We start from the raw sequence: 17431 nt of genomic DNA on the forward strand, positions 1-17431 counted from the left end.
TCGCCCCGACCCCGCCGCGACCGCCCCGCGACCGCCCTCGGCCTCGCCGCGACCGCCGCCGGTCCCGTCGCGACCGCCGCCGGGTCGGGCGGGCGCCGCGTGCCGTCGTCGCCGTCGCCGTCGGCGCCGTCGAACCGGTGGCGATCGCGGAGGCGGAACACCGGGGCCCGCACCGCCTCCACGTGGTGCTGACCCGCGCGGTCTCCCGCTTCGACGTGGTGCACGGCAGGCCGCTGCCCTTCTAGGGCGCGTCGAGCAGCGGGATCAACTCCTCCTCCTCGTACGTCAGATGGGCTTCGAGCGCGCGGGTGAGGCGCTCGACCTCGGCGCGGGCGGTGGCCGGGTCGCCGGTCACCGCGTTCCGCAACTCCCCGACCAGGGAGGCGATGTGCGTGTGCTCCGCCGCCAGCCGCGCGAGGGCGGGGGCGGCCCGTGGATGCCGGTCGGCGAGGAACGGGAAGAGGGCCTGGTCCTCCCCGGTGTGATGACGGTCGAGACCCTGGCAGAACGTGAGGCAGTTGACCCGGAGCTGGGCGCCGAGCCCGGCCCGGCCGGACGTGTCGGCGTTCGCCATCTCGTCCCGGATCAGGGCGAGTTCACGGCGGAAGGCGTCGTGCACCACCTTGATCGCCTCGCCCGGCGATCCGGCCGCGATGCGCGGCGGCCCCTCGCGGGGGATCTCGTGCAGGGCGACGACCGGGATGACCCGCGTCGTCTTCTCCTGGTAGGCGGCCCAGCCCGGGTCGCCCGCCACGGCCCGCTCCCAGGCCCGGTCCCGGTCCGCCCCGGTGAGGACGACGGCCCGCGCCTCGTAGGTGAACACCCCGCTCTCCACGGTGACATGGGGGTGGGCCAGCAGGTTGCGGTACCAGTCGGGGTGACGGGGCGAGCCGCCCGCCGAGGCGATGACCAGGACCCGGTCACCGCCGTCAGGCAGATAGCCGACGGGGGTGGTGTGCCGGGCGCCGGTGCGGGCGCCCGTGGTGGTGAGCAGAAGGAGCCTGGCCCCTTCGAAGAAGCCGCCGACGCGGCCGTGGCGGGCGCGGAACTCGTCGATGATCCGCTGGTTGAAGTCGGTGGGGGCGCCGGAGGCGCTGGTGGAGTCGTCGTTGGCGTCGGGCATGGTGCGCTGTGTCCGCTCTCTCTCGCTGGATTCCCTGGGGATGGGGTGGCGCGGAGAGAGGAGGCGGGCCCCTGGCCCGCCCCGGCCTCACTCAGAGGCCGGGAACCCGACTCGATCACGGCACGAGGCCGACCCGGCAGTCATGGGGCGAAGATAGCGGGGGCCGGGCGGCGCCGCCACAGGTTTTCCCCGGCCCGGACAGGGACGGGGGCAAGGGCGGGAACGGGGGCAGGCGCAGGGGACAGGGACGGGGGCAGGGGTAGGGTCGGGAACACCGAGGAGGGTGCCTGATGGACGAGTGTTTCGCCGAACCGCGGCTCGCCGCGATCTACGACGCCCTCGACCCCGACCGCGCCGACCTCGACGCCTACCTCGCGATGGCGCGGGAGTTCGGGGCGCGCCGGGTGCTGGACATCGGGTGCGGGACGGGCGTCTTCGCGCTGCTGCTGGCCGGGCACGGGTTCGACGTCGTCGGCGTCGACCCGGCGCGGGCCTCCGTCGACGTGGCGCGCGGCAAGCCGGGAGCCGACCGGGTGCGCTGGTACGACGGCGACGCGACGGTGCTGCCGCCCCTGCGCGCCGACCTGGTGACCATGACGGCGAACGTCGCCCAGGGCATCGCCGACCCCGCCGCCTGGCACGGGACGCTCCGGGCCGCGCACGCCGCGTCCCGCCCCGGCGGGCGGCTGGTCCTGGAGACCCGGGACCCGGCGGGACGCGCGTGGGAGCGGTGGAACCGGGCCGAGTCCGAGACCGTGACCGAGGTGCCGGGCGTCGGCGCGGTCCGCAGCTGGGTCGAACTGGTCCAGGTGCGGGGGCCGTTGGTGACGTTCCGCTGGACGTACGCGTTCGCCTCCGACGGCGCCGTCCTCACGTCGGACTCGACGCTGCGGTTCCGTGAACGCGACGAGGTGGCCGAGGAGTTGGCCGCGGCGGGCTTCGTCCTCCACGAGGTGCGGGACGCGCCCGACCGCCCGGGACGCGAGTTCGTGTTCGTGGCCGGCCGGGACTGACGGCGGGCCGGGGCGGGGCGGGATGGGGCACCGGGCCGGGGCGGGGCAGCGGGGCGGGGCGGGGCAGCGGAGCGGCGGCGGGGGTCTGCCGTGAGGTGTGTCACGTCGCCGTGCCGGGTCCCCGGTCCGGTCCGGGAGCGGGCGCGCGCAACGGCCCGTCCCCGTCCGCCGATCCGGGAGCCGCGCGGTGGACGACGGGCGCGGAGGCCGCGCGGGGGCGACCCAGGTCACCCTTCCCCGCCGCCGGGCCCGCTGGTACAGATGGGGGAGTTCTGCCAGCACATCGGAAGTCTCGCCATGAACCAGGACAACGCCGACGCTCTCACGCCCTTCGCCCTCGACCTGACCCTCGACGAGATCAGGCGGCGGACCGAGGTCGTGGCCGCGCTCGGACCCGACTGGGACCCGGTGGCGGCCCTCCGGGGCGAGGAGGAGGCGTACGCCCTCCTCTACTCCGGCCTGGACGCCGAGCAGCAGCGCACCTACGACATGCTCGTGGCCGCCGGGGTCCTGCCGGGGGAGGGGCCGGGCCGTGCGCCTTCCCACTGACCCGCAGGCCGACCCCTCCCGCCGCGCCTGGGTGGCCTGCCCCGGCTGCGACGACGCCCGGCACTGCGCGACCTGCGCCGAGCGCCGCAACTGCGACGACCACTGGCGCTACCTGCTCTCCAACCGCGGTCCCGTCGTCCACCTCCAGTGCCCCGGGTGCGGCCACCTGTGGTCCCTGGACACCCGCCCCGGCACCACCCCGCGCCCCGGCACCACCCCGCGCCCCGGCACCGACCGCCCCTGCCACTGACCGGCGGTGACCGCCTCTGCCGCCGTCCGCCCCCTTTGCAGGCCGTCGGCGTCCTCAGTCCGTGAAGTCGTACGCGACGAAGTCGGTCACCGGGCTGAAGCCGATCCGCTCGTACAGGGCGTTGCTGGTGGGGTTGGCCGCGTTGGTGAACAGCACCAGCTCGTCGGCGCCCGCCGCCAGCGCGGCCCGGACCGCGGCGACCGTCACGGCGCCCGCGTATCCGTGTCCGCGCAGGTGGGACGGGGTGTAGACGGGGTCGATCCGGACCTGCCCGGCGACCATCGGGTTGGCGCCCGCCATCGAGACGGGGGTGCCGTCCGGGGTCTGCCAGTAGGTGTAGCGCTTCTCCGCGAAGCGGGTCCCGGCCCAGGTGGCGGCGTCGACGGTGACGTCCTCCCCGACGTCCGCCGCGAACGCGCGGCACCAGCTCATCAGGTGCTCGTGGTCGTCCTCGCCGACGCTCCGCGCGCCGCCCGCCGGAACCGGCCGCGGCGGGGTGAGGGTGCCCAGGCGGCGCAGCCGGATCCGGACGCGGACCGACGGCGTCGCGCCGGTGCGCCGCCGCCAGGCCGCGGCGAAGGCGGCGGCGGTCTCCTCCTCGGCCGTGACCCCGGTGAGCCGGTGGCCGCGCGCGATCAGCAGGGCGGCGAGTCCGTCGGCCTGCCCGGCGGTGAGCGCGGTGACGGTCAGACGGCGGCTCGCCGGGAAGCTGAAGAAGGCGGCCCGCACCGTGCCGTCCCGCTCGGCCCGCCCCAGCACGGGCACCCCGGCGCCGTGGGCGGCCACCCCGAGGGTGCGCAGCTTCTCGGTGAGGGTGAGCCAGGTGGTGTGGACGGTGCGGCGCGAGCGCAGGAAGTCCCCGGCCCGCGCGAGGAAGTGGTCGACGTCGTCGGTGAGTTGCCAGTCGTCGGAGCGCATGGCGGCATGATGGCCGAGGCGGTAGGACGGGTCGAGCCGCACGGCGCCGACAGGGAGCCCACCCGCGCGCCCCGGCCCCCTCCCCGGCCCCTCCCCGGCCTCTCCCCGGCGGATCCGCCGGTCCGCGCAGCGGCGCGCCGCACCGCGGCAGGCCCTGGTTCAGGACGCCCGCTCGCCCCGGACCCCGCCCCCGTCACCTTCTCCGTCCTGTCCGCGCCTGTCCCGGCCGAAGAGTGGATGACGTCGGCGGCCGTGGGGTCGTCCAGGTCCTCTCCGGCGGCGGCGACGGCGGCGCTGCGCGGGAACATCGCCGCCTCGTACACGCCGAGCGCGGCCTCCACGTCACCCGGGTGCGCGGCGAGCGCCTCCCCGAGTTCGGCGCCGTCGAGCATGGCGAGGTTGGCGCCCTCGCCGTTCGGGGCGGTGAGGTGGGCGGCGTCACCGACGAGGGTCACACCGGGCGTCCGGTCCCAGCGGTGGTCCTTCGGCAGGGTGAAGTGCGGGCGCAGGACCGGCGCGGTGTCGCTCTCGGTGATCAGGCAGGTCAGCTCGGGGGCCCAGCTCGCGAACTCCTCGGCTATCCGGGCGGTGGCCGCCGCGCGGTCGGTGAAGTCGACCTCCGCGAACCACTCCTGCGGCCTGATCAGCACCACGTAGGCATGCAGGGTGTCGCCGCGCTCCCGGTGCGCGCCGATCCACTGCCCGCCCGAGCCGAACGCCATCATGTTGCCGCCGCCGACGGTCCGCGCGGCGAGCGGGTGCCGGGTGTCGCCGTCGTACAGGTACGTCTCGACGAACGCCTGGCCGACGTACTCGGGAGGCGCGGCGGAGACCACGGGCCGCACCCGGGACCAGGCGCCGTCCGCGCCGACCAGCAGCTCCGTGACGACCGTGTCGCCGTCCGCGAACGTCACCTCGTGGGCACCCCCGCCGAGGGAGCGGACGCCGGTGACCTTGCGGCCCCAGCGGACGGTGCCCTCCGGGAGCGAGTCGAGCAGCATCTGCCGCAGCTCGCCGCGCTGCACCTCGGGACGCCCGCCGGTGCCGTCGTCGGGCTGGTCGACCAGGACGGTGCCGTGCTGGTCGAGGACCCGGATCGCCTCCCGCCCCGGCAGCACGAGGGCGCGGAACTCGTCCATCAAGTCGGCTGCCTTGACAGCGAGTTGCCCGTTGTAGTCGTGGATGTCGAGCATCCCGCCCTGCGTCCGCGCCGCCGGGGACGGCTCCGCCTCGTGGACGGTGACGGGGATGCCGTGCAGATGCAGGATCCGGGCGAGGGTGAGGCCGCCGAGTCCGGCACCGATGATCGTGACGTGAGTGGTCATGGTGGTGTGCTCCCTTGCGTGTCGCACGCCTGCCGGGCGGTTCACCGGCGGGCCCACGAGCAACCTGCCAGCCCGCGTCGACAGGCCCCCGACAGCGCCCCGACAAGCTCCCGACACGCAGACCGGGCCACCGACAGCCCCTGCGCTCAGGCGACGGCGATGTCCCGGCCGGGCATGGGTTCGGCGAGCGCGGCACGCCGGGCGGGGGCGGCGAAGGGCCCGGCGGAGTACTGGGTCTCGTGCGCGAGGCGCCCGCGGGAGAACTCCATGACGCTCACGGCCCGGGTGGGGACACCGTCGTAGGTGATCACGCACTCGCTGACCCAGAGGTCACCGCTCCCGGTGAGGCGCTCCAGCGAGAAGTGCCGGTCGGCGGGGTGCCCACCGCGCTGCGCCGCGATCGCCGCGCGCCCCCGGAACCGCTCGCCCGACTGGGGGTAGTCGAGGATCGCGTCGTCGGCGTACAGGACGTGCTCGGCGACGACGTCCCCGCGCTCCGAGGCCCGCCAGTGCTCCTCGATCGCGGCCCGGGTCCGCGTGTCATCGTCCATGATCACGTCCCTCCGCGTCCGCCGGACGACGGCCACCACAGCCAGCGTAGACCGGCCGGGCCGGGGCCGCCGTGGATGTCAGCCCCCGGCGGCGGAACCGCGGACGAAGACGCTGTCCCGCAGGTGGGCGGGGGTGAGACGGAGCCCGGTGAGGTGCGCGGCGAGCGCGAGGGCGGCGGGCCCGGCCGGGACGTCGCCCTCGCCGGCGATCTCGAGGCCGAGGTCCCGGACCACCCCGAGGAGATCGTCGGCGCGGGCGCCGGAGCACCGGGGGACGTCCTCGAACCGGAACCGGAGCTGCACGTCGGTGTCCTCGGCCCAGAGGAACGTGCCGTCCGCGTTCGAGTCGTGGTTGTCGTACACGGAGACCCACCGGGTGCTGGCCAATCAGGGCAGGGCCAGGGCTTCGTCCGAGCCGTGCCAGCCGTTGGGCTCGACCAAGAGGGTCCACTCCCCGAGCACCGTCGTCCCGAAGACCGTCCGCCCGGCGCCGGACGGACGGTCGTAGGCGGCGTCGACGAGCGCGTGGATGCCGGTGACCCCCGGCTCCACCCGGCCCCCCAGCCTGCGGACCAGCTCGCGCGGCGGCACGTCCCGCACGAAGGTGAGGCAGTGGGCCCGCGCGAGATCGGGAAACTCGTCGTCGAACCAGAGGAAGTCACGGGCGCTGGTCTGCATGGGCGAGTGTGCCCGCGACCACTGACAGGGCGGGGGGCGGGGGCGCGGGCGACCGCGGAGTCCCGCCTGAGCGGGGTGGCGGGCGGGATGCTGCCGAAGGCACCGCCCAGGCGGTCGTCGACGGCGGCGAGACGGCCGCGGGCATGGCCTCCCGGTCGTCGGCCGTCTCACCGGGCGCCGGGTACAGCTCCGGAGGGTCGGTGACGCGCCGTCCGGCGAGCGTGGGGGACGTGACCGTTGTCCGTTCCCAGTTGAGGTGATCAGCCGAGCCTCTTCTGAAAAGGGCCCGTTCAACCGAGCCGGACGGCTGAGCAGTTGGCCCGTGGGCCTCGCCGGACGCGCCTTCTTCCTGCCGAGAGATCATGTGGGCGTGATGCAGTGGATCTGCGCCTACCACGGCGAGAGCGATGTCTGGTCGTACTTCGAGCTCGACGACGAGGAATGGGCGCTGCGGCACGTTGACGTGCAAGGACTTCAGCGCCGGCCCGTCACCGCAGCCTCGCTGGCGGAAGTCGTCGAAATCCGTGACGGTGGCGACCTCTCAGCCATGGCCGCCTACGAGCGTCAGTTCGGCGTCCTCGCGGAAGGCACCCTGCACGGCTGGCAAGAAGCGGACGGCGCTGCCGAGATCACCCGTCAAGAATTCGAGTCGACGTGGGCCGCTGCGCGAGAGACCCTCGACGCGGATCGCACATAGGGGACGACTTGATCACCGAGTAGCAGCAGAAGCCGTGCGAGCGCTACCTCGCGGCCACCGTCATGTCGGCTCCCGAGCCGTGGCAGCCGGTGCTGGATCGCAGGACTTCCATCGGGGGCCTCCTCGGTATCGGATTCGCCGTCCATCCCGACAGCGGCCACGACCTCGTCATGGTCGTGTCCAGCGACGGCCATGGACTCTTCGACGCGGTCACCCGCGATAAGGTCGCCCGCGACCGGGACCCTGGCCCAGAAACACGCACCCCCGACGCCCACCCGGACCTCACCTGCCCCGGGCTCGGCCCGATCGCAGGCGTCCCCGTACGCATAGCCGGACTCTTCGGCGGCGGACTGCACAGCACCACGCCGGTGGCTGGACCCTCGACGTCGTCAGCCCCGAGTGGCCCCACGACCGCGTCATTCTCTCCGCCGACGGCGGGTCCCGCGAAGGGCCGGCGGGAGGGACGTGGTGGCACGTCTTCCACTCCGAGTGCTCAGAACTCCGCGCAGCCGGATTCTCTCCCTCCGTCCTGACCCTCGCGGTCGCCACCGGCAGTGACCTCACTCTCTGGACCCGGGCTGAGCTCCACTTTGACGGCTGAGCGGCCAGCGAGTCACCACGCGAGAGGGGGCCGGCGCGCGGGGCAGGTGCTCGCGGGCGACCGCGGAGTTCCGCCGGAGGCGGGTGGCGGGCGAGGTGTTGCCGAAGGCGCCGCGCGGGCGGTCGTCGACGGCGGTGAGACGGCAGCAGTGTGACTTCCAGCGTTAGGTGTCACCGGTGAGGGCCTTTGACCTGACGTGTTCTCTCGTCATTCCAGTGCTTCCTGCCACCAGATTCATGCGGTAGTTGTCACTTCCGGTTGTTTCTCGGCCCAGTTGTCACCAGATCCGGAGATCACTCTGCTTGCCGCTCTCGACGGTGGTCGAGTGGTGCCGTGGACGGAGCACGTTCCCTCGTACAGCCAGCGTCTCCTGCTGAGGCTTGGGTCGGTGGGCTGTGGTCACAGAGCTGCTGGTGGGAGGACCTGTTCGTCCCCGTGTCCGTGGCGCTGGGCAGGGACAGCCTCGGCCTCGGGCCGGAGTGGACGCGCCGCTGGACGGTGACCTGGCGGACAGCGGGCGACGAGGTGTCCTGCACCGTGCGGGACCTGGCCCACACGCCACTCGCGGACGGCACTCCGATGCGCTGGTTTTCCTGGCGCCGGGCCCAACGCCACCGCCCCAGCCTTCAGTTCCTCGTCAGTACCGGCCGTCATCATGGGGCCGAGAGCCTGGAGGAGGCACGACTGCTTCTGGTCCTCGACTTCGCGGGCGGTCTCGTCGACGTGTTGTCGCAGCCTCTGCGGCTGCGGTTCGACACCGCGACCGACCGCAGGGGACACATCCCGGACTTCCTAGCGGTGACGCGGACCGGCATCTGGCTGATCGACGTACGGCCACGGGCACTGATCGCGCCAAAGGACCTGGAAGCGTTCGCTGCGACCGCCGAGGTCGCGCTGGCCTGCGGCTGGCACTACACCGTCGTGGCGGGCTGGAGGGATCATGTTGCCGCTGCGATCGATGTCTTCTCCTCCCAACGCCGGCCGCTGTCCGACCCGCTGGGACTACGGCCGGTGCTCGTGGCGGCTGCCCGTGAGGGCGGCACGTTCGGCGAACTCGTTGACGCCACCCCCTTTCCGCCTCTGGCCCGTGCCCAGCTTCTGCACCTGCTTTGGCACCGGCGCCTCGGCACGGACCTGAACCGGCCCTTCGGCAACCGGTCCACGGTGATCGACCCCGCCGGGTGGGCGTGATGGGGACGGCGGCCGTCCTGGACCTGTCGCCGGGGGCGGCCCTGGTGCTGGACGGCAGGCACTGGACTGTCGAGCGCCGCGAGCCAGAGCTTGGGCGGGTCCACCTGGTCGGTGACGACGGCACCCGGCAGCCGGTGACCTTCCGCTTCCTGGCCAACCATCCCAACTGCCGTCCCTCGTCCCGGACCACAGCCCAGGGCTCCGGCCGGGGCCGGCAGCCGAAGACCGTGCAGGATCTGGAGCCCAGACGGCGGGAGCTGGCCGCTTGCCGCCTGGCCCACCTGCTGGAGGTGGAGACCGGCTACCGCAGCGGTGACCCGCCGCGTCCCGCGCCGGGCGAGCCGAAACCGGAGTACGACCCGGCCACGACCACGCTGACCGCCCGCCGGTTGGCGAAGGTCGCCGAACTGGCCGCTATGGACCGCCAGCAGGCGAAGCTGCTGGGCCTGGACAGGGTCGGCTACCGCACGCTGATCCGCTGGGACCGCCGACGGCGAGAATCGGGTCTGGTGGGATGCGCGGACGAGCGGTGGCTGCGCGAGAGCGGCGGCCACCCCAGCATCACGGAGGAGATCCGTGAGGCGATCTTCGCGGTCCGTGCGGAGACCCTGCACCGGTCGAAGGTGACGATGCGGACCCGCGAACGCATGATCCACCAGTACGTACGCGAGACCTTCCCCGACCGGGACGTCACCGTCCCCAGCTACCAGACGCTCTGGGTGGTCTGGCGCGAGTGGTTCGGACCGGGAGGCTCCCGCCAGCGCTACGCGCGCTCGGCTGAACTGCCGTCGAAGAACGGGCACGTGCTGGTCCACCGGCCCGGCCAGGTGGTCGCGCTGGACACCACGGTGCTGCCGGTGATGGTCCGCGAGAGCGTGTTCGGCGATCCGGTGAAATGCCACCTCACGCTCGCGATGGACGTGCACACGCACTCCCTTTGCGCCTTCCGTCTCACCCTGGTCTCCGACCAGTCGGTGGACGTCGCGATGCTGCTGCGGGACGTGATGCTGCCCCTGCCGATGCGGGCAGACTGGAGCGAGGAACTGGAGTGGCCCTATCCCGGCCTGCCCGCCACGGTGGTTGCCGAGTTCGCCGGGCATAAGGTCGCTGGCCTGCCGTTCTTCGCGCCGGAGACCGTGACCACCGACCACGGGTCTGTCTATCGCAACCACCACCTGGTCGACGCCCAGCGGGTGCTCGGCTGCAACATCCTTCCCAGCCGCGTTCTGCGGCCCACGGACAAGTCCGCCTGCGAGCGGGCCTTCGGCGCGATCAGGTCGCTGCTGTTCGAGCAGCTGCCCGGCTACACCGGCATCGACCCCGGCGACCGCGGCGCCGACCCGGAAGGTGACGCGGTGCTGACCATCGACGAGATGGAGCACGTGATCGCCACCTGGATCGTTGCAGTCTGGCAACGGCGCCGGCTGGGCCAGTACGCGCCCAGCTGGGACCCTGGCGGCGACCACAGCCCCAACTCACTGTTCGCCGCCTCGTTCGCCCAGGCCGGATTCGCCATGGAGATCCCCTCGGCGGAACTGTTTTACGAACTGCTGCCCGTCCACCACGTCCGCAAGATCGATGCTCGGCGGGGAGTGAAGATCCGCGGTTTTTGGTATGACGCTCCGGCCCTGGACCCTTACCGGGGCCAGCATTCGACCCGCGGCGGACAGCACAAGGGCCAGTGGGTCATCCGCAGGGATCCCCGAGACCGCCGCAGCGTGTTCTTCCAGGACCCGCTCACCCACGACTGGCACCCCCTTGCCTGGACCGGGCTGCCGCCTGATGGGCAGGCCCCCGCCTTCGGTGACGCACGCGTACGCGAACTCCTCAAGAAGGCCCAAGCTTGCGGGCTCAGGCCCCGCACAGACGATGAACTCCTGCCGGTCCTTCTGGAGTTGCTCGGCTCTCGCGTCCCGGTGAGTCAGTGGCCGACCCGGCTCCCGAAATCGGCGCGGACTGAGCACTCCCGTGAGGTCGTCCAGGCCGCCGCTTCGCGGGCTGACCGGCCGCAGAGTGAACCTGCCAAGATTGCCGTCGGGGATGGGGTGGTCAGTCCCTTGCGCTGGCAGGACAGGACGCGTCAGGCCGCGGACAGCATTGACAGCCACCGGCGGCACCGCCGTGAGCAGGCAGTCCAGGAAAGGCCGACGCCGCCGCCTCCGCTGGGTGAGGCCTACCGCCAGAGTGATCTTTTCCTCCTGCCCGAGGAAGACGAGGAAGAGGATGGGCATGGCGGACCAGGCGTGGGGTGAAAATGGCATCGTCCCCTTTCTGCGGGCTGGGCCGCCGCCTGACCGCACCAGGGTCGAGGGCTGGCGGCAGTGGCAGGAACGTCGGAGCACTTTCATTCCGGCACCGCGGCTCACTGCGGAGGAGTTCGCGGCGATGAGCCCGAGACGCCGTGCTCTGCATGACCTGCACCGGACCGCGACGCACGTGAACATGGGGCTGCTGGAGACCCCCATGAGCGCGAAGGTCACCAAGCTGATGCGGGGGCGGATGCGGAACAACGCGCTCAACTTCGAGCCGGGCACTCGCGACGGGCTGATGGTCAGCGGCGGCGGTTACCTGGGCAAGACGGAAACGGCCTGCGATGCCGCGGCCACGTTCGAGATGCTGTGGCGGGATCTTCACCGGCAGCTGCTACCCGGTCCGGTCCCGGGCACCCGGGACCTGTTCGTCCCCGTCGCCTACTGCCGCACTCCAGTGCGGGCGACACCGAAGGGGTTGTGCGCGGCCGTTCTGGACTTCTACGGGGCGCCGCTGCCGAAGACGCTGAACGGCATGATCCGGGCAGTGCGGGACTCATTGCGGGACCATCGCACAACGGCCTTGCTGCTGGATGACATCACCAGGCTCAGGCTCCACCGTGAGGACGACCAGGACACTCTCGATCTCGTCCGAGAGCTGATGGACCTCAACGTCACCCTGGTGCTGATCGGTGTCGACATCCCCCGTTCGGGGCTCCTGAGGAGCGGTTATCCCGATCCTCGTACGGGGCAGTGGGTCTTCCCGCCGGCTAAGCCGGGGAAGAGTTACAACCCGTCAGCTGCCACGCAGACTGAGCGGCGTTTCGACCTGGTCGATCTTGATCCGTTCGACTACGACACCGCTGCGGGCATGACCGCGTTCATCCAGCACCTGGCTGGCATCGAAGACAGGTTGAGGCTGTTTCGGGCCCGGCCCGGGATGCTCACCGAAGGCGGGATGCCGGAGTACCTGTTCCGCCGCACCCGCGGCATCGTCGGACTCCTCAAACGGCTGATCGAAGACGGATGCACCGAGGCGATCGAGTCCGGGGCCGAGGAGCTGACCCCGGAACTGCTGTCAGCGATCCCGATCAACCTGGGCAATCTCACCGACCGTGACCCAACAGCTGGGGAGATTCCCGAAGTTCCCACAGATGTTCCCGTCCCTGCCCGGAAGCCCCGCAGGAAGGGACGTAACACCGTTTACGACGACCGCGGTGGAAGCGCGGCCGGTGGCTGAGCTGCCCAGCCTGTCCTCTTTGCGGTCGCTGCCTAGGAGCCTGGACCCGCTGGAGGACGAGTCACTGCCCGGCTATGTGCTGCGGCTTTCGCACCGGCTGGGCGTCGGACCGGGACCGCTGATCCTCCGCATGGGGATCCCCAGCAGCCGGAAGGACAGGACGACCCTCGTCCGCATCCCGATCTCCTGCGCGATCAGTCTCGGCGAAGCCGACCTTGACGCTTTCTGCCACGCCACCCGTCTCTCCCGCCAGGAGACAGCTGGCCTGCTGCTGGCCTCGCTCGGAACCCGCTACGGCCCCTTGAGCTCCGATTTTCGCGGCCGGAGCAGTTCCGGCACCAGTCGCCTGCAATACAACAACCCCTGGCTCCTGACCACGCGGACCCAGTACTGCCCCGACTGTCTCGTCGGAGACGGTTCGGAGATCCAGCAGCGTCACGGCGGCGCGTGGCGCAGGCTCTGGAGGCTTCCGCCGGTCTTTTCCTGCCCGCACCACGAACGCTTCCTCCGCCGCTACTGCCACCTTTGCGGCGAACTGGCCCAGAATCGCCACAGCAACGACCTGATTGCCCGGCCGCGAGACAGCGACCTGCATCCTGTGCGATGCAGAGCGACCCCGAAGCCGGGGAATCCCCGGGCAGTGAGACCAGCCTGCGGAGCCGACCTCACCCAAGCTCCCAGGAGTGAGGAGCCGATGCCCCGGGACCACCAATCACGTGACGTCCTCTTCACATTGCAGAAGAAGTACCTGTCGTTCCTGTCCGCGCACGGCCCCGAGCAGGTCAGCAGCATCGGCTGGCTGACCCCCACGGCACAGTACTTTCAAGACCTCCGCGGCGTCGTCGCCCTGATCTTCATGACTTGGCCCGAAGCGCGGCCCCACGCGGCCACCCCTGAACTGGCGCGAATCATCGATACCGAGGCCGAACGGCGCCACGAGCTGTTCCATCGTCGCGGTGCCCAGCCACGGAAGAACCTGCGGTCAACCGCATACACCGACCCGCCGGACGATCCCATCGCCACCGGCGCCGTCCTTGAAATCGCAGACCGCTTCCTCTGCACACCAGACGAAGAAGCCGCAGCACACTTCCTCGTCCCCCTCGCGGACGAAGCCAAGCGCATCCACCAGCCGCTCAGTTACACCCTTCGCAGCCCTCGCGGCGCCTCGATTCCTCTCCGAGTCGTCCTCGCCTACAGCCCCCGGGGAAAGTCGAGAACGCGGAGCGACGTTATCCAAGGCGTCTCTGCGGGAACCGCCACCCGAGCTACCGGACGCGACTCTTCTGGGTAGCCACCGCTGCGGGGCTGAGCTGGGCTCTAGCTCATTAAGTTCGCCGTGCTTTGACACCGTAAGGGGGTTCTCTGTGGCCACCAGTGCCTATTTGTGTGTGACGGAAAAGCATCAACGCTTAACGGATTCTGCGATCTGCAGGGCACAGGCTGTGCTGGCGTGAGCGCGCTCACCGGCCCCGGGCCGGCACATGGGCTCCCTCCGCATGCGAGGAGTCCAGAGTATTTACACCCTGTCCTTCGGAGCCCAGTATGTCGAGGCTAGATAAGCCTGATCATCCGAGCCGCAGAAGGTACTTTCGCCTTCTGCTCAGAATCTGGCCGCCATCGCGAGTGAAATGCTGGGTTAGAGCAGTTTTTGAGAGTGCGCAGCGACCGGAAGTGTTGTGCCGTCAGGGAGGACACCACGTCGGCGAATAGAGTCCGCGGAAACCCAAGCTGTGTCGGCGTGCGGTGTCTCCATTAGACGACGCAAGTAGATTTCTTGATCTGCAGTAGGAAGCAGTTCGTAGATATCTGCGATCAATATTTCCCATGATTGTGCATGTTCGCTAAATCTAATCTTCGCTACGTCACGCCTCACATAGTCCTGAAAAGTAAATGGGAAAACCTCGGCTGGCAAGATCCCTGGACCGATTAGTTCCTCGTGGAACTCTCTCCAAGGCGAGTCTTCGCGACCCGCTCGGGAATCAAACCACGAATAAAATCTGGGAATCTTTGAGCCTTTAAATCGCACCCGCAAGTCGTCGCTGCTGGCGGTGTCTATAGGGATCAAAGAGTCATCCTGTGCGCCAATGGACACCAAAAAATGCTTGCCGGATTCTGAAACCTTATAGACACCTCCGACTGGTTGTAGCTGAGAGAAACGTCGGCCTTTGATCAGCAGATATTTACCATCGATCTTGATTCTGAATAGGTAGGCTGCCGAGATTCTCACATCTTGATTTCCGTACCGTACCGAGTACCAGAGATGGCGCAAATTCAGACGGTTTGCCACTACGCTGTCCAGAAGCGGAATTACCAAGCTGATTACCGCTCCGCTAGCGATGCTTCCTACCGCTTTCCCGTTGTATGAAAAAGTCGCGGCAAGGGAAGCCATGAAGAGCACGGCGTAAACGAGAAGTCTGCTCATTGGCGTCAGAAGTCCAATCTAGAACTTAGGGAGTGGAATCGTTGACGGGTGCTGCAGGCGCGATAGGTATCGAGCAGTCCATTTCAGCATGGTTGGATGACTGCTCAGCCTTTTCAGGAGCCCTCTAGGCATGTAGTCGGCCTCATACATGGCCACAAGAAGGGCTCTTCTTACGTCAATATCGTACTCGCCCTCGTACTCCATTTTCAGAAGCTGTCCGTCGTTGGAGGCGCCCAGAAGGCCTATATATCGTGCGGCGAACTCGCGCGGGTAGCTAGTTCGGTTTCTATCTCTAACTATTCTCCACGCCCACGAAAGCAACACTGGAGAGCGGATTCCGCAACGCATCGAGGTCTCAAATATGTTGCGCTCTAGCAATGGGTAGTCAACGGTCGGAACGCTCTCCAGTAGGCTCTCTAGGAGTTGCTTAAGCTCATCTTCTTTGCCTTTCACGCTTTCCATGTAGCGGAGGATGCGCGGCGAAATGTGATGCCATTCCTTCAGGTTGCCCACGGCCCAGGTGAAAGCGAAATCATCACTTCTTTTTCCTAGGTAGGGGAGTGATAGCTTGACGTTACGCTCATTTGCCGGGCTTTCGGCAATAGCATCTCTGAAAAATAGACGCAACTGCTTTATCGCATCTGGCTTGCGTAGGGTAAGGTCGTACAGAATTCCGTCGCTGCGGCTGTCGTCGAGATTTGATTCAGCCTCGCTCCGCGCATAGATTCGCGTCTTAGTGGCTGACATGTTCAGTCTGCGCGCTCTTAGCGCTCGATTTACGTGCTGCAGTATCGAGCGTAGGCGCTCCTCATTGACATCAAAGAGGTAGATATCGTCAGAGTACCGAAGGAAATCTATGTTGAACTGCTGAATAAAGCTGTCAATCGGGAGTAGATAGGCATTCGCAAGTATCCCCGATGCGGCGGATCCCTGGGGGAGTCCCCAAGTGTGACATTGGCTCTCAAATCCTTCCAAGAAGCTGTGTATTTTCGTTGCAACGGAGCTGGGGACCCCGGCTGATGTCAGATCCATGAGCAGCGCCCCGATATCTATGTGTTCATAGAAAGACGCTATGTCGGTCTGTGCCATTACGAGCTCTTTGTTGTGAGAAAGAACTCGCCGAGCCTCAGTTCGCATAGCTTTCCAGTCCCAGGAGGAATGGACCGCTAGTTTTTTGGAACGATGGTTATAGACTGCTTTTGAGAGCAGGGGATCGATAAACTCGGAAGCTTCAAATGCCAGGGCCTCGTAAATGAGTCGATCCTGGACTGAAAGTCGGGCCAATGGTCGAGTTGCCAAGTAATTCTTCGGATGCTCAACTAGGCTTATGGAAGCTGGCGTGTAGTCGTGTTGATCGAGGAAATTGAGAATTTCGGAACGATATTCGCTCCAAAAGGGCTGCAGGTCTCGAAAGTTAATTACGTCGGGAAGATCAAGGCGCCCTTGGCCACTCCATAGCCTGCCAGCGGCTCGGTTCACGAAGCGACTGCGGGTCTCGTTTCCTCTCACAGTCATCAGCCTACGTGCGCTCGCGGGATGAGCGCAGTTGCTTGCTTCGGCCGACCTCGCTGGCGCTTCGGCAGTTAGGCCAGGGCGAGTTGGGCGGTAGCGATGTGGTCGGCTGTCGTGTTGAAGCCCGGGTTTCGGGCATGAGGAGGGCGGCGAGGGGTACAGCTCGGTCCATGGTTGAGGAAGGCCATCAGCGAGTGATGCGCGTAGGTGTTATCCCAGGTCGCGGCCGCTTCCTCCTTGTCGGAGTGAGCTGTCATGGAGACGCCGTTGAGATCGACTACGACGTGGCCTTCGGCGTCAGGGGCGTTTTTGCCGGCCAACGACCAGGCGCGAGGACAGACTTCGGCCCGAGGCGATCGGATGGCCTGCAGGGCCTCGCACGATTCGAGACTCCCACGTCGGCGCCAAGCCCATCAGCGACATCAACGAGGCCACGCAGGACGGCAAGGGGTGTCCCCGGCCCCAGCCGCAGCGCAGAACCGCCGCAGTCGGAAAGAGCGGCGCTGCGGGCGTCTGGCCAGGGTGATCTTCCAGAGTTCGCTAGTCGGTGGGCAAGTGGATAGCCGGAACTGGCCGAGTTGCCCATCCCGATTCTTAGCTCAGCTGATGACGACGTCGTGGTGATCGGTGGCCAGGACCCGACCGTTCTTGACGATGTAGACCTCCACATAATGTTGGCCTTTCCAAGAAGTCGACTCCTTGCGGATTCTGCTTCGGTCCTCATCGAAAATGATCTCGCCTCGGAGTTGATCAAGCGCGGCAGCTTCGGGGCCGCGGTTCCTGATCTTCCAATAGAGGTCGTACGGTTCCGGTACGTCGGTTGTGATGGTGAAGCGCAGACTCTGAAGGACGCTCACTCGTCGGAGGCGACGCAGGGGACCGTGACGAAATCCGCTCTTCGGGAGCACCTGGGCGTTGATCCGCACCTTGTATCCTCCTCGCCAGCTGAAACCAAACTCTTCGATGTACTGCTCATGTGGGGCACGGGTCTCGCGAGTTGGTTGAATGCTCGCAGATGCTGTCAGGGACTTCTGTGCCGAGCTGGGACGTTGGAACGAGTTACCGAAGACACGCTGCCATGCTGCAAGACTCAGCGCCTTATCTTCCTCGTC

The 17431-nt window shown here is 68.3% G+C and carries 15 protein-coding genes and 4 pseudogenes; 10 read left to right on the plus strand and 9 right to left on the minus strand.

Annotated features, from left to right (window positions below; genetic code table 11):
* The coding region (locus GA0115242_RS41225) for a hypothetical protein (RefSeq protein ID WP_141721545.1) at window positions 1-245 on the plus strand (245 nt) is incomplete at its 5' end.
* Here GA0115242_RS41225 and GA0115242_RS08550 read toward each other — a convergent pair.
* Window positions 242-1123: a nitroreductase/quinone reductase family protein gene (locus GA0115242_RS08550; RefSeq protein ID WP_093826238.1), complete on the minus strand. Its 882-nt coding sequence runs from the start codon at window positions 1121-1123 to the stop codon at window positions 242-244. The two genes, GA0115242_RS41225 and GA0115242_RS08550, sit on opposite strands and share 4 nt — an antisense overlap.
* A gap of 287 nt (window positions 1124-1410) precedes the next feature.
* On the opposite strand from GA0115242_RS08550, the gene GA0115242_RS08555 reads away from it, so the two are divergent.
* From GA0115242_RS08555 to GA0115242_RS08565, 3 genes are all read left to right on the plus strand, one after another.
* Complete coding sequence (locus tag GA0115242_RS08555; RefSeq protein WP_093826240.1) at window positions 1411-2136, plus strand: class I SAM-dependent methyltransferase; 726 nt, start codon at window positions 1411-1413, stop codon at window positions 2134-2136.
* A 297-nt stretch (window positions 2137-2433) separates the two neighbouring features.
* Window positions 2434-2685 (plus strand): DUF6400 family protein, encoded by a 252-nt coding sequence (locus tag GA0115242_RS08560; protein WP_093826242.1) that lies wholly within the window; start codon window positions 2434-2436, stop codon window positions 2683-2685.
* On the plus strand, window positions 2669-2935 hold the full coding sequence (locus tag GA0115242_RS08565; protein ID WP_093826244.1) for a hypothetical protein: 267 nt from the start codon (window positions 2669-2671) through the stop codon (window positions 2933-2935). The genes GA0115242_RS08560 and GA0115242_RS08565 overlap by 17 nt, the downstream gene beginning before the upstream one ends.
* A gap of 54 nt (window positions 2936-2989) precedes the next feature.
* Here the strand turns inward: GA0115242_RS08565 and GA0115242_RS08570 are convergent, their stop codons facing one another.
* From GA0115242_RS08570 to GA0115242_RS41510, 4 genes and pseudogenes are all read right to left on the minus strand, one after another.
* Complete coding sequence (locus GA0115242_RS08570; protein WP_093826247.1) at window positions 2990-3853, minus strand: GNAT family N-acetyltransferase; 864 nt, start codon at window positions 3851-3853, stop codon at window positions 2990-2992.
* 257 nt (window positions 3854-4110) lie between these two features.
* Window positions 4111-5178 (minus strand): annotated as a pseudogene (locus tag GA0115242_RS08575) (FAD-dependent oxidoreductase); the annotation flags it as partial.
* A gap of 146 nt (window positions 5179-5324) precedes the next feature.
* Window positions 5325-5729, minus strand: coding sequence for a nuclear transport factor 2 family protein (locus GA0115242_RS08580; RefSeq protein WP_093826309.1), 405 nt, complete (start codon window positions 5727-5729; stop codon window positions 5325-5327).
* Window positions 5730-5807: 78 nt separating this feature from the next.
* A pseudogene (locus GA0115242_RS41510) lies at window positions 5808-6407 on the minus strand (DUF6461 domain-containing protein).
* Window positions 6408-6780: 373 nt separating this feature from the next.
* On the opposite strand from GA0115242_RS41510, the gene GA0115242_RS08600 reads away from it, so the two are divergent.
* The 6 genes and pseudogenes from GA0115242_RS08600 (at window position 6781) to GA0115242_RS08625 (ending at window position 13676) form a co-directional block, all read left to right on the plus strand.
* Window positions 6781-7104, plus strand: coding sequence for a hypothetical protein (locus GA0115242_RS08600; protein WP_093826311.1), 324 nt, complete (start codon window positions 6781-6783; stop codon window positions 7102-7104).
* Between the two features lie 62 nt (window positions 7105-7166).
* Window positions 7167-7705, plus strand: a pseudogene (locus tag GA0115242_RS41515) (hypothetical protein).
* A 435-nt stretch (window positions 7706-8140) separates the two neighbouring features.
* Entirely contained in the window at window positions 8141-8896 is a 756-nt protein-coding gene (locus GA0115242_RS08610; RefSeq protein WP_093826255.1) for a TnsA-like heteromeric transposase endonuclease subunit, read from the plus strand.
* Window positions 8896-11148, plus strand: coding sequence for a transposase (locus GA0115242_RS08615; protein WP_093826312.1), 2253 nt, complete (start codon window positions 8896-8898; stop codon window positions 11146-11148). Before GA0115242_RS08610 ends, GA0115242_RS08615 begins: the two co-directional genes overlap by 1 nt.
* Window positions 11126-12385 (plus strand): AAA family ATPase, encoded by a 1260-nt coding sequence (locus GA0115242_RS08620; protein WP_093826313.1) that lies wholly within the window; start codon window positions 11126-11128, stop codon window positions 12383-12385. The genes GA0115242_RS08615 and GA0115242_RS08620 overlap by 23 nt, the downstream gene beginning before the upstream one ends.
* Window positions 12378-13676 carry a TniQ family protein gene (locus tag GA0115242_RS08625; protein ID WP_161353043.1) on the plus strand — a complete coding sequence of 433 codons (1299 nt, stop codon included), beginning with the start codon at window positions 12378-12380 and terminating at the stop codon, window positions 13674-13676. The genes GA0115242_RS08620 and GA0115242_RS08625 overlap by 8 nt, the downstream gene beginning before the upstream one ends.
* A 345-nt stretch (window positions 13677-14021) precedes the next feature.
* On the opposite strand, the gene GA0115242_RS08630 is transcribed toward GA0115242_RS08625, so the two are convergent.
* From GA0115242_RS08630 to GA0115242_RS08640, 4 genes and pseudogenes are all read right to left on the minus strand, one after another.
* On the minus strand, window positions 14022-14807 hold the full coding sequence (locus GA0115242_RS08630) for an SMODS-associated NUDIX domain-containing protein (RefSeq protein WP_237548931.1): 786 nt from the start codon (window positions 14805-14807) through the stop codon (window positions 14022-14024).
* Between the two features lie 18 nt (window positions 14808-14825).
* Complete coding sequence (locus GA0115242_RS08635; protein ID WP_093826258.1) at window positions 14826-16322, minus strand: RNA-directed DNA polymerase; 1497 nt, start codon at window positions 16320-16322, stop codon at window positions 14826-14828.
* Window positions 16323-16393: 71 nt separating this feature from the next.
* Window positions 16394-16696, minus strand: a pseudogene (locus GA0115242_RS41520) (IS1380 family transposase); the annotation flags it as partial.
* A 222-nt stretch (window positions 16697-16918) separates the two neighbouring features.
* Window positions 16919-17413 carry a nucleotide-binding domain-containing protein gene (locus GA0115242_RS08640; RefSeq protein WP_161353053.1) on the minus strand — a complete coding sequence of 165 codons (495 nt, stop codon included), beginning with the start codon at window positions 17411-17413 and terminating at the stop codon, window positions 16919-16921.
* Between the last annotated feature and the right edge of the window lie 18 nt (window positions 17414-17431).

Source organism: Streptomyces sp. SolWspMP-5a-2 (assembly GCF_900091845.1).
Taxonomy (GTDB): Bacteria; Actinomycetota; Actinomycetes; order Streptomycetales; family Streptomycetaceae; genus Streptomyces; species Streptomyces doudnae.

What these genes read in the sequence shown, in the direction of transcription:
- GA0115242_RS08600 (WP_093826311.1), top strand. Translation starts at nt 6,781, where the DNA reads ATGCAGTGGATCTGCGCCTACCACGGCGAGAGCGATGTCTGGTCGTAC.
- GA0115242_RS08635 (WP_093826258.1), bottom strand. Translation starts at nt 16,322, where the DNA reads ATGACTGTGAGAGGAAACGAGACCCGCAGTCGCTTCGTGAACCGAGCC.
- GA0115242_RS08560 (WP_093826242.1), top strand. Translation starts at nt 2,434, where the DNA reads ATGAACCAGGACAACGCCGACGCTCTCACGCCCTTCGCCCTCGACCTG.
- GA0115242_RS08615 (WP_093826312.1), top strand. Translation starts at nt 8,896, where the DNA reads ATGGGGACGGCGGCCGTCCTGGACCTGTCGCCGGGGGCGGCCCTGGTG.
- GA0115242_RS08630 (WP_237548931.1), bottom strand. Translation starts at nt 14,807, where the DNA reads ATGAGCAGACTTCTCGTTTACGCCGTGCTCTTCATGGCTTCCCTTGCC.
- GA0115242_RS08550 (WP_093826238.1), bottom strand. Translation starts at nt 1,123, where the DNA reads ATGCCCGACGCCAACGACGACTCCACCAGCGCCTCCGGCGCCCCCACC.
- GA0115242_RS08570 (WP_093826247.1), bottom strand. Translation starts at nt 3,853, where the DNA reads ATGCGCTCCGACGACTGGCAACTCACCGACGACGTCGACCACTTCCTC.
- GA0115242_RS08580 (WP_093826309.1), bottom strand. Translation starts at nt 5,729, where the DNA reads ATGGACGATGACACGCGGACCCGGGCCGCGATCGAGGAGCACTGGCGG.
- GA0115242_RS08620 (WP_093826313.1), top strand. Translation starts at nt 11,126, where the DNA reads ATGGCGGACCAGGCGTGGGGTGAAAATGGCATCGTCCCCTTTCTGCGG.